Genomic DNA, 18,846 nt, shown 5'->3' with positions numbered 1-18,846 from the left:
TCAGCCCCCGCCGAGGCCGAGCTGCTCGCTGTAGAACAGGCCGAGGCCGAACATGCAGCAGATGGCGGCGAGCAGCCAGAACCGGATGATGACCGTCGTCTCGGCCCAGCCGGCGAGCTCGAAGTGGTGATGGAACGGCGCCATCCGGAACAGCCTGCGCCGCGTCGTGCGGAACACCGCGATCTGGGCGACCACGGAGATCATCTCGACCACGAACAGGCCGCCGATGACGATGGCCAGCAGCTCGGTCCTGGTCGTCATCGACAGCCCCGCGACGAGCCCGCCCAGGGCCAGCGAGCCGGTGTCGCCCATGAAGATCTTCGCGGGCGCGGCGTTCCACCACAGGAAGCCGACGCAGGCTCCGGTGGCGGCCGCGGCGACCACCGCGAGGTCGAGCGGATCCCGCACGTCGTAGCAGGCCGCCTGCGGCGTCTCGACGCAGCTGAGCCGGGCCTGCCAGAACGAGATGACCACGTAGGTCGCCAGCACCATCGCGCCCGCGCCGCCGGCGAGCCCGTCGAGCCCGTCGGTGAAGTTCACCGCGTTCGACCAGGCGGAGATCAGCAGGTAGGTGAAGATGATGAAGACCGGGACCGGCAGGAAGATCAGCGTCAGGTCGCGCACGTACGACAGGTGCTGCGACGCGGGGGTGAGCCCGTTCTCGTCGGCGAACTGCAGCACGAGGATGCCGAACGCGACGGCGACCACGAGCTGGCCGACGAGCTTGGCCGTCTTGTTCAGCCCGAGGTTGCGCTGCTTGCGGATCTTGATGAAGTCGTCGAGGAAGCCGACCAGACCCAGGGCGACCGCGAGGAACAGCACCAGCAGCCCGGACGCCGTCGGCCCGTCGCTGCGGGAGCCGCGGACCCAGTCGATGATGTGCGCGGCGAAGTAGCCGACGACCATCGCGACGATGATCGCCACCCCGCCCATCGTCGGCGTGCCGCGCTTCGACTTGTGCCCCTGCGGCCCCTCCTCGCGGATCTCCTGGCCGAAGCCCTGCTTCGAGAACACCCGGATGAGGTACGGGGTGAACAGGATGGAGATCAGGAGACCGATCGACGCCGCGATCAGGATGCTGATCACGCCTGACCGCCCTCCTCGAGCAGCGCCTCGGCCACCCGCCAGAGCGCGCCGACCTTGGAGGCCTTCACCAGTACGACGTCGTCCGGACGCAACTCGGCGCGCAGCAGCGCGACCGCGGCGTCGGTGTCGGGCACCAGGACCGACTCCTCTCCCCAAGAACCCTCGTGGCTTGCACCGTGATGCATGGCGGCGACGGCGGGATCCCCGCCGCCGACCACGACGAGCCGGTGGATGTTCAGCCGGACGGCGAGCCTGCCGATCTCGTCGTGCGCGGACACGCTATCGGCCCCCAGCTCGCCCATGACACCGAGGACCGCCCAAGATCGCCGACCTGCGGACATGGAAGCCAGCGTCTTGAGCGCGGCGCGCATCGACTCCGGGTTCGCGTTGTAGGCGTCGTTGACGACGGTGACGCCGTCCGCCCGGGTGGTGACCTCCATCCGGCGCGCGGAGCGGCGCTCGACGGCGGACAGCCGCCGCGCGACGTCCGCCACGGGCGAGCCGAGCTCCAGCGCGACGGCCGCGGCGGCGAGCGCGTTGCCGACGTGGTGCTCGCCGAACAGCGGCAGGGTCACCGGCGCCTCACCGTGCGGGGTGACGAGCCGGAACGACGCGCGCGCCCGCTCGTCCAGGGTCACGTCCGCGGCGCGCACCGTGGCCGAGGCGCCCTCCCCGACGCCGACGACCCGCGCGTTCGTCCGCGCGGCCATCGCCGCCACCAGCGGATCGTCCACGTTGAGCACCGCGACGCCGTCCCCGGGCAGTGCCTCCACCAGCTCGCCCTTGGTCTTGGCGATGCCCTCCCGGGAGCCGAACTCGCCGACGTGGGCGCTGCCGACGTTGAGCACGGCCCCGATCCGGGGCGGCGCGACGGCGGCGAGCTCCGCGATGTGCCCCGGCCCGCGCGCGGACAGCTCCAGCACGAGGTGCCGCGTCCGCTCGTCGGCGCGCAGCGCGGTCCACGGGTGGCCGAGCTCGTTGTTGAACGACCCCGGCGGGGCGACGGTCGGCCCGAGCGGTTCCAGCAGCTGCGCGATCAGGTCCTTGGTGGACGTCTTGCCGGACGAGCCGGTGACGCCCACGACGGTCAGCTCGCCCGCCGAGAGCACGGTGACGACGTGCCGCGCCAGCGTGGCGAGCGCGGCGAGCACGGCGGCGCCGGAGCCGTCGGTGTCGCCGGTGAGCGCCACCGAGCGCTCGTGGGCCCTTCCCGGCGGAAGTGGCGGCACGATCACCGCGGGAGCGTCCACCTCCCTGGCGGCGAGCACCCCGGCGGCGCCCTGCGCGACGGCCCGCGCGGCGAAGCCGTGGCCGTCGACGTGCTCCCCGGGCAGCGCGACGAACAGCCCGCCCGCACCGACCTTGCGGGAGTCGAACTCGACCGAGCCGGTGACCCGCTCGGTGCCGTCGGTGCCGTGCAGCCTGCCGCCGACGATCTCGGCGATCTCGGCCAAGCTCAGCGCGATCACACACTCACCTCGAGTTTCTCGCGAATCGCCGCCTCCAGCTCGTCGCGGTCGGAGAAGGGGTGCACGACACCCTGGACCTCCTGCCCGGTCTCGTGTCCCTTCCCCGCGACGAGCACCACGTCCCCCGCCTCGGCGTGCTCGACGGCCGCGCCGATCGCGGCGCGCCGGTCGGCGATCTCCAGCACCTCGGCGCCGGAGGCGGGACCGACCGCCCTGGCGCCGGCGAGCATCGCGGCGCGGATGGCGGCGGGGTCCTCGCTGCGGGGATTGTCGTCGGTGATGATCACCAGGTCGCTGCCCCGTGCCGCGGCCTCGCCCATCATCGGCCGCTTGGCGGTGTCGCGGTCGCCGCCGCAGCCGAGCACGGTGATGATGCGGCCCTCCGTGCGGGCACGCAGCGCCTGCAGTGCCTGCGTCACGGCGGCCGGCTTGTGCGCGTAGTCCACGACGGCGGTGAACGACTGGCCGAGGTAGACGCGCTCCATGCGGCCGGGCACCTCGACGGTGGCGAGCCCGGTGACGATCGCGTCCAGCGGCACGCCGACCGTGTCGAGCATCGCGGCGGCGAGCGCGGCGTTGGCGATGTTGAACGCGCCGGGCAGCGGCAGCGTCGCGCGGGCGGCGCGGCCGTCGGGACCCCGCAGCACGAACGACTGCTCCCCGGTCGCGGTGATCGCGAAGTCGGTGGCCGACCAGGTGGCCTGCGTGTCCGGCTCGGTGGAGACCGTGATCGTCTGCGGGGTGACCAGCGCCTGCCCCCACGCGGTGTCGATGACGACGACCTCGCTGGTGGAGCGCCCGTCGAACAGCAGCGACTTCGCCGCGAAGTACTCCTCCATGTCCCGGTGGAAGTCGAGGTGGTCCTGGGACAGGTTGGTGAAGGCGCCGACGGTGAACCGCGTGCCGTTGACCCGCCCGAGGGCCAGCGCGTGGCTGGAGACCTCCATCGGGACGTGGCTGACGCCCTGCTCGACCATCACGGCGAACAGCGCCTGCAGGTCGGGCGCCTCGGGGGTGGTGAACGCGCTGGCGATCCGCTCGCCCGCGATGCGGGTCTCGACGGTGCCGATGAGCCCGGTGGTGTGGCCCGCGGCACGCAGGCCCGACTCGACGAGGTACGCGGTGGTGGTCTTGCCGGAGGTGCCCGTGACGCCGAGGACGGACAGCCGCAGCGACGGCTCGCCGTAGATCCAGGCGGCGATCGAGCCGAGCACGGCCCTCGGCTGGGAGTGCACCAGCACGGGGACGTCGGCGTCCCGCAGGGTGGGCCGCTCGGCGCCCACCTCGTCGGTGAGCACGGCCGCGGCTCCCGCGGCCAGCGCCGCGTCGGCGAAGTCGGCCCCGTGCGTGCGGGCGCCGGGCAGCGCGGCGAACAGATCGCCGGGCAGCACGTGCTGGGCGCGCAGCGTGGCGCCGGTGACCGCGACCTCGGGCGCCGCCGGGTCCGCGAGCAGCCGCGCGTCGGCCCGCGCGACGAGGGTCGTGAGCGGTACCGGCTCGATCAGGTGCGGACGCGGTGGCGCGCCGACGGCCTTGACCGGGCTGCTCGGCACCTGCCCTCCACCGTCGTTGTTCACAGACACGCCGGAAGGTTACCGGCGGGGTACTTCGCCGGTTCCCCCGCCCGCCGCGCGCGCGTGTCCGCCGGTTGTGCACGCGTGTCGGCGCCGCACGACGCGGGCACGCGTGCACAGACGGCGGACACGCCTGCGCGGTCAGAGGGGGGTGAGGTCGGCGATGCGCCACTCGCCGCCGGACTTCTCGGCGGTGACGTCGAGTACGGCGGTGACCGGGTCCTGACGGCGGTCCTCGCCCCCGGCGCCCGCCCGCAGGGTCTGCTGGTCGAGGAACACGAGCAGCCGGGCGGTGCCGCCGTGCAGCTCCTTGACGCCGATCGAGCGCACGGTGGTGGTGCGGACGAGCCGCTGCCGCTCGGCCTGCTCGCGGGCCTCGGCGAACCGCTCGCGGTACTGCCCGACGGCCCGGCCGACGAGGACGCGGTCGGCGGCCCGCTCGGTGCGGGCGAGGTTGTTGTAGTCGTACGAGAAGATCGCCTTCAACCCGGCGCCCACCTGCTCGGTGACCTCCTCGGTCGCGGCGCGGTCGGCGAGCGCGGCGTTGCCGCCCGGATCGCGCAGCCGCGCGGACTGCGCCCCGGCGAGCACCGTCGCCGCCACCGCGAGCACGAGCACTCCGGCGAGCACGGCGGCGAGCGTGGCCCGCCGCCTGGGGGTGTCCGTCCCGCTCGTCCCGTCCGTCCCGCTCGCCGCCGCCGTCTGCTTCGTCCGCGTCGTCGTGGTGGCCCGCGCGTCGCCGCTCATCGGCCCGCCGCCTGCACCGAACTCACCTTCCAGCCCTCGGCGGTGCGCGTGGCGTCGACGAGCAGCCTGCTGCGGCGCTGCCCCTCCGGCTCGCCCTCGGCGCTCACCCGAACGTCGAGCACCGCGCCGAGCCGCGCGGTGCCCTCCTGCCGGTCCAGCTCCGTGACGACGGCGTCGACGAGGGTCGCCGTCGCGACCGTCCGGGTGCCCTCCGCGCGGTCCAGCTGCAGCCGCCGGTCGCCGGACAGGTCCTCCCCCAGCCTGCCGGTGGTCACCGCGAGCCACTTCCCCACGTCGGCCTCCGCGGTGCGGTGGTCGATCGTGTGCAGCGTGACCAGGGCGTCCGACACCGCGGCGAGGACGGCGTCGCGTTCGGCGGCCACGGCGAGCGCGGCGTCCCGCTCCGCGCTCCACCACGACCAGCCGGACCACCCCGCCGCCAGCACGGCGAGCACCGCGGCCACCGCGAGCGCCCTCATCGGGACAGCCCCAGCAGGCCGCCGAGGTCCACCGGTCCCCGCCCGGTCACCAGGTCGAGGATGCCCGGCAGCGCGTCCCTCCTCGGCTCGCCGTGCGGATCGGGAGCCTGCCGCCGTTCGGGCACGTCCACGGGCGCACCGGCGAACGGCGCGTTCTGCGCGCCGCGCACGCCGATGGGGCTGCCCGGCGGCTCGGCGCAGTAGGCCTGCGTGTTCGGCGGCGCCTCGCTCGTGTCGCTGGCCGGGCGCTGGTTCGTGGTCTCGTAGCCCTTGGTGCACGACGGCGGGTCGAACAGGTTGAACACGAACCCGAGGTGCCCCTCCCCGTTGGACGTGACCGACCGGGTGAACGCCGAGATGACGGGGTAGGCGACGAGGAGCTGTTCGATCGCGTCGGTGCGGGCCGCGGTGATCCGGGTCGTGGTGAGCAGGTTGGCGATGAGCACGCCGAGGTCGGTGCCCGACTCCGCGAGCACGCTGCTCACCTCCCTGCTCAGCTCCGGCGCCTCGTCGATCACCCGGCGCAGGTCGGGGTCGGCCGCCTTCAGCCGCGCGGCGATGGTGCGCAGCCCGCTGGACAGGGCCGCGATGTCGCCCGCCTGCCGTTCCTGCGTGGCGAGCACGATCCGCCCGTCGGCGAGCAGGGTCCGGGTCTGCGGCAGGTGCTCGGTGGCCGTCGCGGTGAGCGAGTCGGCCGCGTCGAGCAGCCTCGACAGCTCGGGCCCCGAGCCCGCGAACGCCTCGTACGTCTCGTCGACGACGGTGCGCAGCGACCCGGTGTCCACACTGGACACCAGCTGGTCCAGGTTGGTCAGCACGGTGTCCGGCGCCAGCGGCAGCGAGGTCCGCTCGCGTGGGATCACGGAGCCGTGCTCGAGGTAGGGTCCCGCATCGTTCTCCGGGGCGAGGTCGACGTACTGCTCGCCGACGGCGGAACGGTTGGCGACGGACGCCGTGGTACCGGCGGGGATCGGTGGCGCGTCGTCGGAGATGTCGAGGACGACGTCCACGCCCTCCTCGCTCAGCCGCAGGTCGGCGACCTTGCCGACGGCGACCCCGCGGTAGGTCACCTCGGCGCCGACGAAGACGCCGCCGGAGTCGGCCAGCCGCACGGTCACCTCGTACCCCTGGGTGCCGAACAGCCTGCCGAGGCCCGCGTAGTTGGCCCCGGCGTAGACCACCGACACCACGGCGATGACGGCGAACGCGATCAGCTTGAGCCGGTGCCTCCCGGTCAGCATCAGCCACCTCCCAGCAGGCTGCCCAGCAGGCCACCGAGACCACCGCCCCGCTGGTCCGGCCGGGCGGGCGGCTCGATCCCGGGCAGCGGCAGCGACGGCGCGGGCGTGCCGTCCTGGCCCGGCGCGGGGGTGCCGCCGGGCAGCGGGATGGCGGGCTGCGAGGAGTTGGTGAAGTTCTGCACGAGTGTGTCGAGGTTGAGGTCGACCCGTGCGGTGACGTTGGCGTAGTCGCCCTTGATCACGGCCCCGGCCGCGTCCGGGAACGGGTAGGTCGGCAGGATCTGCAGCGCCTTCGGCAGGTTCTCCCCTGCCTCCGCCAGCTTGGCCAGCGTCGGCTGCAGCGCCCGCAGGTTGGCCACCAGCTCATCCCGGCTGCGGCGCACGGTGTCGACGGCGACCCCGGACAGCCGGTCGAGCGCCTGCAGCATGCCGACGAGCTGGTCGCGCTGGGCGGTGACCACCCGCAGGCCCGGGGCGAGGTGGTCCAGCGCGTTGGTGAGGTCACCGGTCTGCGCGACGAGGGTGCTGGACAGCCGGTTGAGCCCGTCGATGGCCCGGATGATCTCGGTCTTCTGGCTGTCCAGTTCGGTGGCGAGGTGGTCCACTCTGGACAGCAGTGCCCGGATGTCGGCCTCGTTGCCGGACAGCGCGTCGTTGAGCTCGCGCACGATGTTCTGCAGCTGGTCGATGCCGCCGCCGTTGAGCAGCAGGGACAGCGCGCCGAGCACCTCCTCCACCTCGGGGTTGCGGTTGGTCCGCGCCAGGGGGATCTCGTCGCCCTCGGACAGCGGCTCGGCGGATGGCTGCTCGGGTGGCGCGCTCAGCTCGACGAACTTCTCGCCGAGCAGGCTGGACTGGCGCAGCTCGGCGTAGGCGTTGGCGGGCAGCCGCACGGCACCGTTGACGGCCATCGTCACGACGGCCGAGCGGGTGTCGTCGGCCAGTTCCACCTTCTCGACCCTGCCCACCGGCACGTCGTTGACCTTGACCCCGGCCTGCGGCACCAGGTCGAGCACGTCGGAGAACCGCGCGGTGATGCGGTAGGGGTGGTCGCCGAGGTCGGCGCCACCGGGCAGCGGTGCGTTGTACAGCCCGGAAAAGCCGCCGTCCCCGCAGCCGGCGAGCAGTGCCAGCACGGCCACGAGCACCAGTCCGCCGCGTCTCATCGCACGCCCCCCAGCTGACCGTCGAGCAGGTCGACGAGCGGGAGCGGCAGCGGTGGCAGCTGGCCGCGCTGCAGGGAGTTGAGCGTCTGCGACAGCGACGGCAGCTTCAGCGTGCCGTCCAGCACCGGCGCGAGCGCCGAGCAGAGCTCGCCGAGCGTGTCCGGCAGCTGTTCCGGGGTGCCCGCGCTCACCAGCCTGCACAGGGTCTGCACCAGCGGGTGGGCGATCTCGTTGGCGTTGTAGCGCACCTGGATGCTGCCGGACGCGGCGTCGTAGGTGTTGATGAAGTTGGTCATGCCGGTCGGGCCGACGTCGAGCACCTCGGCCAGTGCCGCCCGCTGGTCGACGAGCACGCCGGTGATGCTGGCCAGCTTCGCCACGTTGGACGACAGCGCCTCGCGGTTCTCGGTGACGAACCGGCGCACCTCGCCGAGCGAGCCGCCGAGCTCGGACAGCGCCGCCGCCACGTCGGCGGAGTCCTCGGCCAGCATGCCGGCCACCGCGCCGAGCCGGTCGTAGAACTCGCTCAGGTCGCGGTCGCTGTCGGCGAGCATCGTCGTGAACGACTGCAGGTTCCGCACGGTGGCGAACAGGTCGCCCTTGGAGTCGTCCAGCGTGCGGGCGAGCCCGGCCAGGTCCGCGACGGTGTCGTTGAGGTTGCGGCCGTTGCCCTTGAGGTTGGCCGCGGCCGTGTCGAGCACTCCGGACAGCGCGCCCCCCGCGTTGGCGCCGTCGGGGCCGAGGGCGGTAGACAGCTCGTTCAGGCTGCCGTAGAGGTCGTCGAGCTCGACGGGCGTCGCCGTGCGCTCGCGGGGGATCACGGTGCCGTCGGCCATCCGCGGTCCCGTCTCGTAGGCGGGCGTGAGCTGGACGTACCGGTCGGACACGAGGCTCGGCGCGACCACCACGGCACCCGCGTCCGGCGGGATCGCGACGCCGCCGTCGATCGCCATGTCGACCCGCACGGAGCCGCCCTCCGGCGTCACGGCGGTGATCCGGCCGACGGGCACCCCGAGCACGCGCACCGACGAGCCCTCGTACAGGCCGACGGTCTTGCCGAAGTAGGCGCTGAGCCGGGTGTCGCCGGAGTCGCGGAGCACCCACCACAGCCCGGTCGCGAGGACCAGTCCGGCCACGCAGGCCACGGCCACCCACGTGTGCAGGCCGCGGCGGGCCCTGGTGTCGATCGTCATGGGTTGCCCACCCCCTGGTTGTCCGCGGCGACCGGCGGGCTGCAGCCCTCCGGGTTGATCTGCGCGTAGTCGGTGGTGATGACCGGTGGCAGCAGGCCGCAGATGTAGCCCTCGAACCAGCGGCCGTTGCCCGTGGCGTTCGCGCCGAGCCGGGTGAACGGCGCGAGCAGCGCCAGGCTGCGGTTGAGGTTGTCCTGGTTGCGTTGCAGCAGGTCGGTGACGGTGCCGAGGGTGGCAAGGGTGGGGCGCAGCTGCGCACGGTTGTCGGCCACGAGCCCGGACAGCTCCGCGGCGAGCCTGCGGGTGCCGCTCAGCAGCCGGTCGATGGCCCGCTCCCGCTTCTGCAGCTCGGCGAGCAGCAGGTTGCCGTCCTGGATCACCTTGCGCAGCTGGGTGTTGCGGTCGGCGAGGATCTTCGAGACCTGGCTCGTGTTGGACAGCAGCCGCGCCAGCTCGTCGTCGCGTGAGGACACCGTGCGGGCCAGGGCGGACAGCCCGTGCAGCGCGTCGCGCAGGTGCCGCGGGGTGTCGCGCAGGGTTTCGGAGATGACGTCGAAGCTGCGGGCGAGCCGGCCGGTGTCGATCTCGCCGACGGTGTCGCTCAGGTCGGAGAACACGTCCTGGATCTCGTACGGCGACCGGGTGCGCTCCAGCGGGATCGGCACGTCCGGGTCCTGGGTCCCCGCGCCGGACGGGCGCAGCGCGAGGAACTTCTCCCCGAGCAGGGTCTTGATCTCGATGGCGGCCGTGCTCTCGTCCCCGACGCGGGTGTTCTCCACCTTGAACGTGACGTGCACCTTCTTCCCGGCGAGGGCGACGCCGGTGACCTCCCCGACCCGCACCCCGGCCACCTGCACCTCGTTGCCCGCGACGAGCCCGGCGGACTCGGCGAAGTGGGCCGAGTAGGTGGTCCCGTCGCCGAGCAGCGGGAGGTCGTCGGAGAAGTACGCCGTGAGCGTGGCCAGGACGACGAGGACGACCGTCGCGGCGCCGACGGCGGCCTGGTTGCGTTCCCTGAGCGGCTTCACCATGGCCGGCACCTCCCCACGCTCGTGAGTGGGAAACGTCGTTCTAACCACGTTTCCCACTCACGAGGCACGGTCAGCGGCAGGATCATGACAGCTGGCACCTCTCGGGCTGCTGGGTGGTGGGCAGCGGCAGGATCGGCAGCGTGATGTTCAGCGAGGACACACCGATCGTGCCGGTGAGGCCGCACAGGTAGTAGTTGAACCAGCTGCCGTAGCTGAGCGTGCGCGTGAACTTCCGCAGGTTGCCCGGCATGATCTTGAGCAGGTGGTCGAGCAGTTCCTCGGAGTCGGCGAGGTTGCCGGACAGCGCGCCCAGCTCCGCGATGTCCGCGCGCAGCGACGGCCGGACGTCGGCGACCAGGCCCGCGGTGGTGTCGGTGAGCTCGCCGAGCGCCGCCACGGCGTCGCCGATCGGCTCGCGCTGCTCGGCGAGCCCGGTGACGAGCTGCTGGGTGGCGTCGATCAGCTCGCCGACGCGCGGACCGCGCCCGTTCACCGTGTCCAGCACCCGGTTGAGGTTGGCGATCACCGCACCGATCACCTCGTCCTTGTCGGCGAGTGCGGAGGTGACCGACGCGGTGCGGGCGAGCAGGCTGCGGATGGTGCCGCCCTCGCCCTGCAGCACACGGATGATCTCGTACGAGAGCTGGTTGACCTCCTTCGGGTTCAGCGCCTGGAACAGGGGCTTGAACCCGTTGAACAGCACCGTGAGGTTCAGTGCCGGCTGGGTGCGCTCGACCGGGATCTGGGCGCCCTCCGGCAGCACGCCGTCGCCCGCCACATCGGTGCCGAGGGACAGGTAGCGCTGCCCGATGAGGTTGCGGTACCTGACGGTGGCGGTGACGGCCGCGGGCAGCTCCCGCACGGAGTCGACGTCGAAGTGCACCTCCGCCAGGTTGTCCTCGGTGACGGCGATCTCGCGTACCTGTCCGATGCGGACGCCCGCGATCCGGACGTCGTCTCCCGCGCGCAGCCCCGAGGCGTCGGTGAACAGCGCCGAGTAGTCCGTGGCCGGGCGGAAGCTGGTGTTCGCGATCGTCGCGCCGAGCACGGCCGTGAGCAGCACGGTGACGGTGGCGAACACGCCGACCTTCAGCAGCGGCGGAAGGATCGACCTCATTCGACGATCACCTCCGCTCCCCGGTACAGCGGGCCGACGAGCAGGCCCGCCCAGCCCGGCGTCTCGGCGGGCGCCAGCCCCGTCCGCGGAGCGAGCAGGACGGACAGCAGCCGGTGCTCCGCCGCGGAGTTGGCGATCGAGGGCACCCCGGCGGTGGAGCCACCGCCGGAGTAGCCGGCGCGCCGGGGCGGCGCGGGATGCGCCGAGCCGTCCTGGACCGGTCCGCCCGGTGGGTACTGGGGGAACGCGCCGGGTGGCTCGACCTGTTCGTAGCAGCGGGGCCCGCGCTTGTCCTCGTAGCGCGGCTCGTCGACGCCGGGCAGGTACTTGCCGCGGCTCGCGGTGATCCGGATCGTCACGTGGTTCATCTCGTCGGTGCCCTTGCCGAACGCGCGTTCCGCGCGCGGGACCGCCTCCGCGAGCTGGCGCAGCAGGCACGGGTACTCGGGGGCGTACTTCGCGAGCAGGTCGAGCGTCGGCTGCGCGGTGACGGTGAGATCGATGAGGTTGTCCTGGTTGACCTCGAGGAAGCGGCGCAGGTCGGTGGCCGCCGTGCCGACGCTCGCGTAGAGCCCGGCGAGGTCGCGTTGCCGGTCGACGATCGTGCGGCTCGTGGTGGTGAGATCGGACAGTGCGCGCAGGAAGTCGGGTGCCGCGTCGGTGTAGGTGCCGGTCACGTTCGCCAGCCCGGTGATGTCGGCCTTCAGGTCGGGCAGCGACGGGTTGAGCTCGCCGAGGTAGTCCGAGATCCGCACGAGCGTGTCGCCGAGCCGCTCGCCGCGTCCCTCCAGCGCCGTCGACACCGCGTTCAGCGTGCTGGCCAGTTTCTGCGGCTGCACGGACCGCAGCAGGGGCAGCACGTTGCCGAGCACCCGCTCCAGTTCGATGGCCGAGCTGCTGCGGTCCTGGCCGATCACGTCGCCCTCGGCGATGCGCCTCGGCGAGGGCCGCTCCGGCACCCGCAGCGCGACGTAGCGCTCCCCGAACAGGGTCTTCGGCAGCAGCCGCGCGGACACGTTGGCGGGGATGACGTCCACTTTGTCCGGCCGGAGCGCCAGATCCAGCACGGCGCCGTCCCGGGTGACGCCGATGGCGCGGACCTCGCCCACCACCATGCCCCTGACCTTCACGTCGGCGCCCTCGCGCATCTGGTTGCCGACGCGGTCGGTCTCCAGCCGCACGGAGACGGCGGAGACGAACGCCTTCTCGTACACCGCGACGCACAGGGCGATGAAAAGGGCGGCGACGAGCAGGAAGGCCAGCCCCAGCACCTGGTGCCGGAGCCTGCGCAGCACGTCGGTCCGGGCGGGGTTCATCCGGAGATCCGCACGGTCGTCGTGGAGCCCCAGATCGCGAGGCTGAGGAAGAAGTCGATGACGACGATCAGCACGATCGACGTCCGCACGGCGCGGCCGACGGCCACGCCCACCCCGGCGGGCCCGCCGCTCGCCGTGTAGCCGTAGTAGCAGTGCGACAGGATCACCAGCGTGCTGAACACGAGCACCTTGCCGAACGACCAGAGGACGTCCTCGGGCGGCAGGAACAGGTTGAAGTAGTGGTCGTAGGTCCCCGCCGACTGCCCGTAGAACCAGACCGTGATCTGCCGGGACGCGAGATAGGAGGACAGCAGCCCGACGGCGTAGAGCGGGATGACGGCGGTGACCCCGGCGATCACGCGCGTGGTGACGAGGTACGGCAGGCTCGGCACGCCCATCACGTCGAGCGCGTCCACCTCCTCCGAGATGCGCATGGCTCCGAGCTGGGCGGTGAACCCGCAGCCGACCGTCGCCGACAGCGCGAGCCCGGCGGACAGCGGCGCGACCTCACGGGTGTTGAAGTAGGCGGAGATGAACCCGGTGAGCGCCGCGGTGCCCAGCTGGTCCAGCGCCGAGTAGCCCTGCAGGCCCACGATGAGGCCGGTGAACAGGGTCATGCCGATCATCACGCCCAGCGTGCCGCCGATCACGGCGAGCGCGCCCGTGCCGAAGCTGACCTCGGTGAGCAGCCGCAGGATCTCCCTGCGGTACTTGGCGAGCGTGCGCGGGGTCCAGGCGAGTGCCCTGGCGTAGAACGACAGCTGCTCGCCGAAGCCCTCCAGGCTGCGGCCGGGGCGGGCGATGAGCTCCAGCCTCCGGTCGGTCGTGCGCGTTCCGGTCATGGTCACAACGCCTTCGGCGGGACGATCTGCAGGTAGATCGCGGTCAGCACCACGTTGATGAGGAACAGCAGCAGGAACGTGATGACCACCGCCTGGTTGACGGCGTCCCCGACACCCTTGGGCCCGCCCGCGGGGTTCAGCCCGCGGAAGGCGGCGACGACACCCGCGACGAAGCCGTAGAGGAACGCCTTGATCTCGCTGATCCACAGGTCCGGCAGCTGCGCGAGCGCGTTGAAGCTCGCGAGGTACGCGCCGGGGGTGCCGCCCTGCATGACGACGTTGAAGAAGTAGCCGCCGAGCACGCCGACCACGCTGACCAGACCGTTCAGCAGCACCGAAACGACGATCGCCGCGAGCACCCTCGGCACGATGAGCCGCTGGATCGGGTTCACCCCGAGCACGGCCATCGCGTCGATCTCCTCCCGGATCGTGCGGGAGCCGATGTCGGCGCAGACCGCGCTGCCGCCCGCGCCCGCCACGAGCAGGGCGGTGATGAGCGGGCTGGCCTGCTGCACGATGGCCAGCGCGCTGGCCGCGCCGGTGAACGACTGCGCGCCGATCTGCTGGGTCAGCGAGCCGAGCTGCAGGGCGATGACGGCGCCGAACGGGATCGCGACGAGCGCGGTCGGCAGGATCGTGACGCTGGCGAAGAACCAGCACTGCTCGATCCACTCCCTGGTCTGGAAGGGGCGGCGCGGGATGGCCCGCAGCACCTCCCAGGCCAGGGTGGCGAGTTTGCCGACCTGGGTCAGCGCCGCGGTGCCCGGGATCGACCTCGTCGTCGATCCCTGTTGAGCGCCCATCACACCTCCGCAGGCAGCCGCCGGTCAGATCTTCAGCGCATGGGTGGCGGTGGCTCCGCCGTCGGCCACGAACTCGCCGCCCGTGCAGTACGAGCTCTCGTCGCTGGCCAGGAAGAGCGCGAGGTGCGCGATCTCCTCCGGCTGGCCGACCCGGCCCAGCGCCAGCCTGCGCGCGATCGGGGAGAAGTCCACGTCGGCACCTCCCGCCGCGTCGCGCACCATCCGCGTGTCGATCATCCCGGGGTGCAGCGAGTTGACCCGGATGCCGCGCTCCCCCAGCTCGAGCGCGGCCACCTTGGTCATGCCCCTGATCGCGAACTTGCTGGCAGTGTAGGCGACGAGGAACGGCATTCCGGCCAGACCCTCCACTGAGGACACGTTCACGATCGACCCGCCACCCGCGGCGGACATGGGTTCAACGACCGAGCGCATCCCGAGAAACGCCCCGATCTGGTTCACCCGGATCACCCGCTCGTAGTCGGCGAGGCTCGTCTGGTGCAGCGCGGAGAAGTGCAGCACCCCGGCGTTGTTGACCAGTACGTTCAGCCCGCCGAACTCGGCGACGGTGCGTTCCACGGCCCTGGCCCAGTCGTCCTCGTCGGAGACGTCCAGGTGGACGTAGCGCGCCGGGTCGCCGAGACCGTCCGCGAGCTCCTTGCCGCCCGCGTCGTCGACGTCGGCGATCATCACCAGGGCGCCCTCCTCGGCGAACCGGCGCGCCGCGGCGGCGCCCTGGCCCCTGGCCGCACCGGTGATGAGGGCGATCTTGCCTGCCAGCCGTCCCATCGCGGTCACATCATCTCGTCGGTGAGCGGCAGGAACACCGACTTCAGCTCGGTGTAGGCCTCGAACGCGCTCTGCCCGCCCTCGCGGCCGAGCCCGGACTGCTTGAAGCCGCCGAACGGCAGGTGCGGCTCGATCTGGAAGCCGTTGATCCCGATGGTCCCGGCCCGCAGCGCCCGCGAGACGCGGAACGCGCGCTGCACATCCGCGGTGAACAGCCCGGCCCCGAGCCCGTACTCGGTGTCGTTGGCGAGCGCGATCGCCTCGTCCTCGTCGCCGAACGGCACCACCGCGAGGACGGGACCGAAGATCTCCTCCTGCGCGATCGTGGCCCGGTTGTCCACGTCGGCGAAGATGGTGGGCGCCACGAAGTTGCCCGCCGCCAGCTCGCCGCCGAGCCGCTCGCCGCCGGTGACGAGCCTGGCCTCGGACTTGCCGCTCTCGATGTAGCCGAGCACGCGCTCGAGCTGCCGCTCGTTGATGAGCGGGGCGGACATGACCGAGGGATCGAACGGGTCGCCGTAGGTCACCGCGGCCGCCATGCCCTGCGCGGCGGCGAGGAACTGGTCGTAGACGTCGCGGTGCACGAGCGCGCGCGTGTTGGCCACGCACGCCTGCCCGGAAAGGCCCATGGTGACGGCGCCGACCACGGTCGCGGCGGCGATCCCGATGTCGGGGGCGTCGGGGAACACGAGCGCGGGGCTCTTGCCGCCGAGTTCCAGCGAGACGCGCTTGAGCGTGCCCGCCGAGGCCTCGACGATGTGCTTGCCGACGGCCCTGCTGCCGGTGAAGCTGACCTTGTCCACGTCGCGGTGGGTGATCATCGCCTCGCCGACCGCTGCCCCGGTGCCGGTGACGACGTTGAGCACGCCGGCGGGCACCCCGGCCTCGATGAGGAGCTCCACCATGCGCAGGACGGAGAACGTGCAGTACTCCGAGGGTTTGAGCACGATCGTGCACCCCGCGGCGAGCGCGGGGGCGACCTTCTGGGCGAACAGCAGGAACGGTGCGTTCCACGGCAGGATCGCGGAGACCACGCCGATCGGCTCGCGGAACGTCATGGCGAGGTGGTCGCCGCCCTGGTACGGGGGCAGTGTCTGCCCGCCGACCTTGTCGACCCAGCCCGCGTGGTGGTCGAAGACGTCCGCCGCCGCGCCGACCGAGGTCGCGTAGATGCTCCCGAACGCGATCGGGACGGAGTTGTCGAGCGCCTGCAGGGCGCGCAGCTCGTCGGCGTGCCGCCGCAGCAGCTCGGCGCAGCGGTGCAGGACGCCGACGCGCACGCTCGCCCGCGACCGCGACCAGGTGCCCGCGTCGAACGCGCGCCGCGCGGCGGCGACGGCGGCGTCCACGTCGGCGGCGCCGCCGCTGGCGAACTCGCCGACCACCTCGCCGGTGGCGGGGTGACGGTGGGACCAGGTGGCCCCGTCCGCGGCCGGCCCCCACTGGCCGTCGATGTAGAGCTGGCCTGTCTTCAGCCCGACCGACTCGCGGTGCGGTTGCACGGTGATCGTCATGGCGGGTCCCTCCTAGGGCAGCGAAAGGATCTCGGGGGCGGCGAACATGCGGCCGGGGTCCCGGTCCGCGAAGTGCGCGCCGACCGTCTCGGCGAGCTCGGCGGGCGTCCAGGTCCCGCCCCGGGTGTCGAACCGCCGTTCGACCTCGGGCGGCTTGAGCAGCGCGACCATGCCGCCGTGCACGACGAACACCTGGCCGGTGATCCGTCCCGCGGCCGGGGAGGCGAGGAACGCGACGAACGGCGCCACGTGCTCGACCGAGAGCGGGTCGGTCCCCTCGGCGGGTGGCTCGCCGAAGACGTCCCGCGTCATGGCGGTGCGGGCGCGTGGGCAGACGGCGTTGGCGCACACGCCGTATCGCTCCATCCCCCGCGCGGTGGCGACGGTGAGCGCGGCGATGCCCGCCTTCGCGGCGGCGTAGTTGGGCTGGCCCGCCGAGCCGACCAGGAAGGCCTCGGACGCCGTGTTGACGATGCGGCCGTAGACCGGCCCACCCTCCGCTTTGGACCGGCCGCGCCAGTACGCGGTGGCACCTCTGGTGAGCAGGAAGTGCCCGCGCAGGTGCACCCGGACGACGCTGTCCCACTCCTCGTCGGACATCGAGAACACCATCCGGTCCCGGACGAACCCGGCGTTGTTGACGACCACGTGCAGGTCCCCGAAGTGCTCGGTGGCGGCGGCGAGCAGCGCGTCCGCGGTGGCCCGCTCGGCCACGTCGCCCGTGACCAGCAGCGCCTTGCCCCCGGCTCCCTCGATCTCGTCGACCACGGCGGAGGCGTCCGGGGAGACGTCGTTGACCACGACCGAGGCGCCCGCGGCGGCGAGGGCGAGCGCCTCGGCCCGGCCGAGACCGGCCCCGGCGCCGGTGACGACGGCGACCCGCCCGTCGAGGCTCACCTCGGGTGTCCCGTTGTTGTCAGGTGTCTCGATCTGCTCGAACACTGCGCCAGACTAGAATCTGTTCTCGCTCACGGCAAGCCTCGATTTGGCGGCACTACTCACGCATGAGCAGGGCATTCTTCGGACACGAAGCCACAGCATGCGAAACACGTTCTAGTTCCTCCTGTGGCGGGTGCGGCTGGACGATGCGCAGCTCCTCGTCGTCGTCGAGCTCGAAGACGGCCGGCGCGATCGCCACGCAGACCTCGTTCGCCTCGCACAACGTCCGGTCGACACTGACCTCCACGATCGGCACCTCCTGAAAAAGTAGAACTTGTTCTACACTAGCGCCGCGGGCCCGCCCCACACCAGACCAACGGCGAGCTGGAGGATTGGATGCGCATCGCCTACGCGCCGGAGCACGAGGAACTGCGTGCCGAGCTGCGCGGCTACTTCGCCGACCTGATGACCCCCGAGCGGCGCGCGGCCCTGCGCGGCGCGGGGGGAGAGTACGGCGACGGCGCCGCCTACCAGGAGATCGTGCGGGAGCTGGGCCGCGCGGGCTGGCTCGCGCTCGGCTGGCCGGAGGAGTACGGCGGGCGCGCCCGCTCGATGCTCGACCAGCTGGTGTTCACCGACGAGGCCGCGATCGCGGGCGTGCCGGTGCCGTTCCTGACGATCAACACCATCGGACCCACGATCATGCGGTTCGGCACGGCCGAGCAGAAGGAGTTCTACCTGCCGCGGATCGCGGCCGGCGAGCTGCACTTCTCGATCGGCTACTCCGAGCCCGAGGCGGGCACGGACCTCGCGTCCCTGCGCACCCGTGCCGTCCGGGACGGCGACGAGTACGTGATCAACGGGCAGAAGATGTGGACGAGCCTCATCGAGTACGCCGACTACGTCTGGCTCGCGGCGCGGACCGACCCGGAGGCGCGCAGGCACAAGGGCCTGAGCATCCTCGTGGTGCCCACCGACGCCGAGGGGTTCTCGTGGACCAAGGTGCACACGGTGGCGGGCCCCGGCACCAGCGCCACGTACTACTCGGACGTGCGGGTCCCCGTGAGCGCCCGCATCGCCGGGGAGAACGAGGGCTGGCCGCTGATCACCAACCAGCTCAACCACGAGCGGGTGGCGCTCACCTCGGCGGCGCCGATCCGGTCCGCGCTGGCCGACGTCCGCGACTGGGCGCGCGGGACCAAGCAGGCCGACGGCAGCTGCGTCATCGACGCCGACTGGGTGCGGGCACACCTGGCCCGGGTGCACGCCCACGCCGAGTACCTGAAGCTGCGCAACTGGAAGATCGCGTGGGCCGCGGCCGAGGGCGAGCTCGGCCCCGCCGAGGCGTCGGCGACCAAGGTGTTCGGCACCGAGCTCGCCATCGAGGCCTACCGGCTGCTGATGGAGGTCCTCGGCGCGGGGTCGATCGTGCGCGAGGACTCCGCGGCGGCGCCGCTGCAGGGCCGGATCGAACGCCTGCACCGCTCGTCGCTGATCCTCACCTTCGGCGGCGGCACCAACGAGGTGCAGCGCGACATCGTCGCCGCGACCGCACTCGGCCTGCCCGTCACCCGCTGAACCCCGCGAGGCTCCCGCAGGAAGG

Annotated in this window: 18 protein-coding genes; 1 reads left to right on the top strand and 17 read right to left on the bottom strand. The window is 72.4% G+C overall.

Features of this window, described 5'->3' with window-relative positions; all coding sequences use genetic code 11:
- The 17 genes from mraY to B0I33_RS17505 form a co-directional block, all read right to left on the bottom strand.
- A complete protein-coding gene (mraY, locus tag B0I33_RS17585; protein WP_106179893.1) occupies positions 1-1,086 on the bottom strand; it encodes a phospho-N-acetylmuramoyl-pentapeptide-transferase in 1,086 nt (361 codons plus the stop codon).
- A complete protein-coding gene (locus B0I33_RS17580) occupies positions 1,083-2,555 on the bottom strand; it encodes a UDP-N-acetylmuramoyl-tripeptide--D-alanyl-D-alanine ligase (RefSeq protein ID WP_106179892.1) in 1,473 nt (490 codons plus the stop codon). The genes mraY and B0I33_RS17580 overlap by 4 nt, the downstream gene beginning before the upstream one ends.
- Positions 2,552-4,138, bottom strand: coding sequence for a UDP-N-acetylmuramoyl-L-alanyl-D-glutamate--2,6-diaminopimelate ligase (locus B0I33_RS17575; RefSeq protein ID WP_181193339.1), 1,587 nt, complete (start codon positions 4,136-4,138; stop codon positions 2,552-2,554). The genes B0I33_RS17580 and B0I33_RS17575 overlap by 4 nt, the downstream gene beginning before the upstream one ends.
- Positions 4,139-4,270: 132 nt before the next feature.
- Positions 4,271-4,876 carry a hypothetical protein gene (locus B0I33_RS17570; RefSeq protein WP_245900784.1) on the bottom strand — a complete coding sequence of 202 codons (606 nt, stop codon included), beginning with the start codon at positions 4,874-4,876 and terminating at the stop codon, positions 4,271-4,273.
- Positions 4,873-5,355 (bottom strand): hypothetical protein, encoded by a 483-nt coding sequence (locus tag B0I33_RS17565; RefSeq protein ID WP_106179890.1) that lies wholly within the window; start codon positions 5,353-5,355, stop codon positions 4,873-4,875. Before B0I33_RS17565 ends, B0I33_RS17570 begins: the two co-directional genes overlap by 4 nt.
- Positions 5,352-6,596 carry an MCE family protein gene (locus B0I33_RS17560; RefSeq protein ID WP_106179889.1) on the bottom strand — a complete coding sequence of 415 codons (1,245 nt, stop codon included), beginning with the start codon at positions 6,594-6,596 and terminating at the stop codon, positions 5,352-5,354. Before B0I33_RS17560 ends, B0I33_RS17565 begins: the two co-directional genes overlap by 4 nt.
- Positions 6,596-7,762, bottom strand: coding sequence for an MCE family protein (locus B0I33_RS17555; protein ID WP_106179888.1), 1,167 nt, complete (start codon positions 7,760-7,762; stop codon positions 6,596-6,598). Before B0I33_RS17555 ends, B0I33_RS17560 begins: the two co-directional genes overlap by 1 nt.
- Positions 7,759-8,955 carry an MCE family protein gene (locus B0I33_RS17550; RefSeq protein WP_106179887.1) on the bottom strand — a complete coding sequence of 399 codons (1,197 nt, stop codon included), beginning with the start codon at positions 8,953-8,955 and terminating at the stop codon, positions 7,759-7,761. Before B0I33_RS17550 ends, B0I33_RS17555 begins: the two co-directional genes overlap by 4 nt.
- A complete protein-coding gene (locus tag B0I33_RS17545; RefSeq protein ID WP_106180160.1) occupies positions 8,952-9,983 on the bottom strand; it encodes an MCE family protein in 1,032 nt (343 codons plus the stop codon). Before B0I33_RS17545 ends, B0I33_RS17550 begins: the two co-directional genes overlap by 4 nt.
- An 85-nt stretch (positions 9,984-10,068) precedes the next feature.
- Positions 10,069-11,103: an MCE family protein gene (locus tag B0I33_RS17540; RefSeq protein WP_106179886.1), complete on the bottom strand. Its 1,035-nt coding sequence runs from the start codon at positions 11,101-11,103 to the stop codon at positions 10,069-10,071.
- Positions 11,100-12,419 carry an MCE family protein gene (locus B0I33_RS17535; RefSeq protein WP_106179885.1) on the bottom strand — a complete coding sequence of 440 codons (1,320 nt, stop codon included), beginning with the start codon at positions 12,417-12,419 and terminating at the stop codon, positions 11,100-11,102. Before B0I33_RS17535 ends, B0I33_RS17540 begins: the two co-directional genes overlap by 4 nt.
- Complete coding sequence (locus B0I33_RS17530) at positions 12,416-13,261, bottom strand: MlaE family ABC transporter permease (RefSeq protein ID WP_106179884.1); 846 nt, start codon at positions 13,259-13,261, stop codon at positions 12,416-12,418. The genes B0I33_RS17535 and B0I33_RS17530 overlap by 4 nt, the downstream gene beginning before the upstream one ends.
- A 2-nt stretch (positions 13,262-13,263) precedes the next feature.
- The gene (locus tag B0I33_RS17525; RefSeq protein WP_106179883.1) at positions 13,264-14,064 is read right to left on the bottom strand and encodes an MlaE family ABC transporter permease; all 801 of its coding nucleotides are present in this window, start codon (positions 14,062-14,064) and stop codon (positions 13,264-13,266) included.
- A gap of 24 nt (positions 14,065-14,088) precedes the next feature.
- A complete protein-coding gene (locus B0I33_RS17520; protein ID WP_106180159.1) occupies positions 14,089-14,850 on the bottom strand; it encodes a glucose 1-dehydrogenase in 762 nt (253 codons plus the stop codon).
- 5 nt (positions 14,851-14,855) lie between these two features.
- On the bottom strand, positions 14,856-16,364 hold the full coding sequence (locus B0I33_RS17515) for an aldehyde dehydrogenase family protein (RefSeq protein ID WP_106179882.1): 1,509 nt from the start codon (positions 16,362-16,364) through the stop codon (positions 14,856-14,858).
- Between the two features lie 12 nt (positions 16,365-16,376).
- Positions 16,377-17,261 carry a 3-oxoacyl-ACP reductase gene (locus B0I33_RS17510; RefSeq protein WP_106180158.1) on the bottom strand — a complete coding sequence of 295 codons (885 nt, stop codon included), beginning with the start codon at positions 17,259-17,261 and terminating at the stop codon, positions 16,377-16,379.
- A gap of 97 nt (positions 17,262-17,358) precedes the next feature.
- Positions 17,359-17,550, bottom strand: a complete 192-nt coding sequence (locus B0I33_RS17505) for a ferredoxin (RefSeq protein WP_106180157.1) — start codon at positions 17,548-17,550, stop codon at positions 17,359-17,361.
- Between the two features lie 89 nt (positions 17,551-17,639).
- Between B0I33_RS17505 and B0I33_RS17500 the strand changes: the two genes are divergently transcribed.
- Positions 17,640-18,821, top strand: a complete 1,182-nt coding sequence (locus B0I33_RS17500) for an acyl-CoA dehydrogenase family protein (RefSeq protein WP_106179881.1) — start codon at positions 17,640-17,642, stop codon at positions 18,819-18,821.
- Positions 18,822-18,846: the final 25 nt, after the last annotated feature.

This window comes from Prauserella shujinwangii (assembly GCF_003001955.1).
Lineage (GTDB): Bacteria > Actinomycetota > Actinomycetes > Mycobacteriales > Pseudonocardiaceae > Qaidamihabitans > Qaidamihabitans shujinwangii.
Note: the sequence above shows the minus strand (reverse complement) of the source record. Positions and strands in the feature narration are given on the sequence as shown.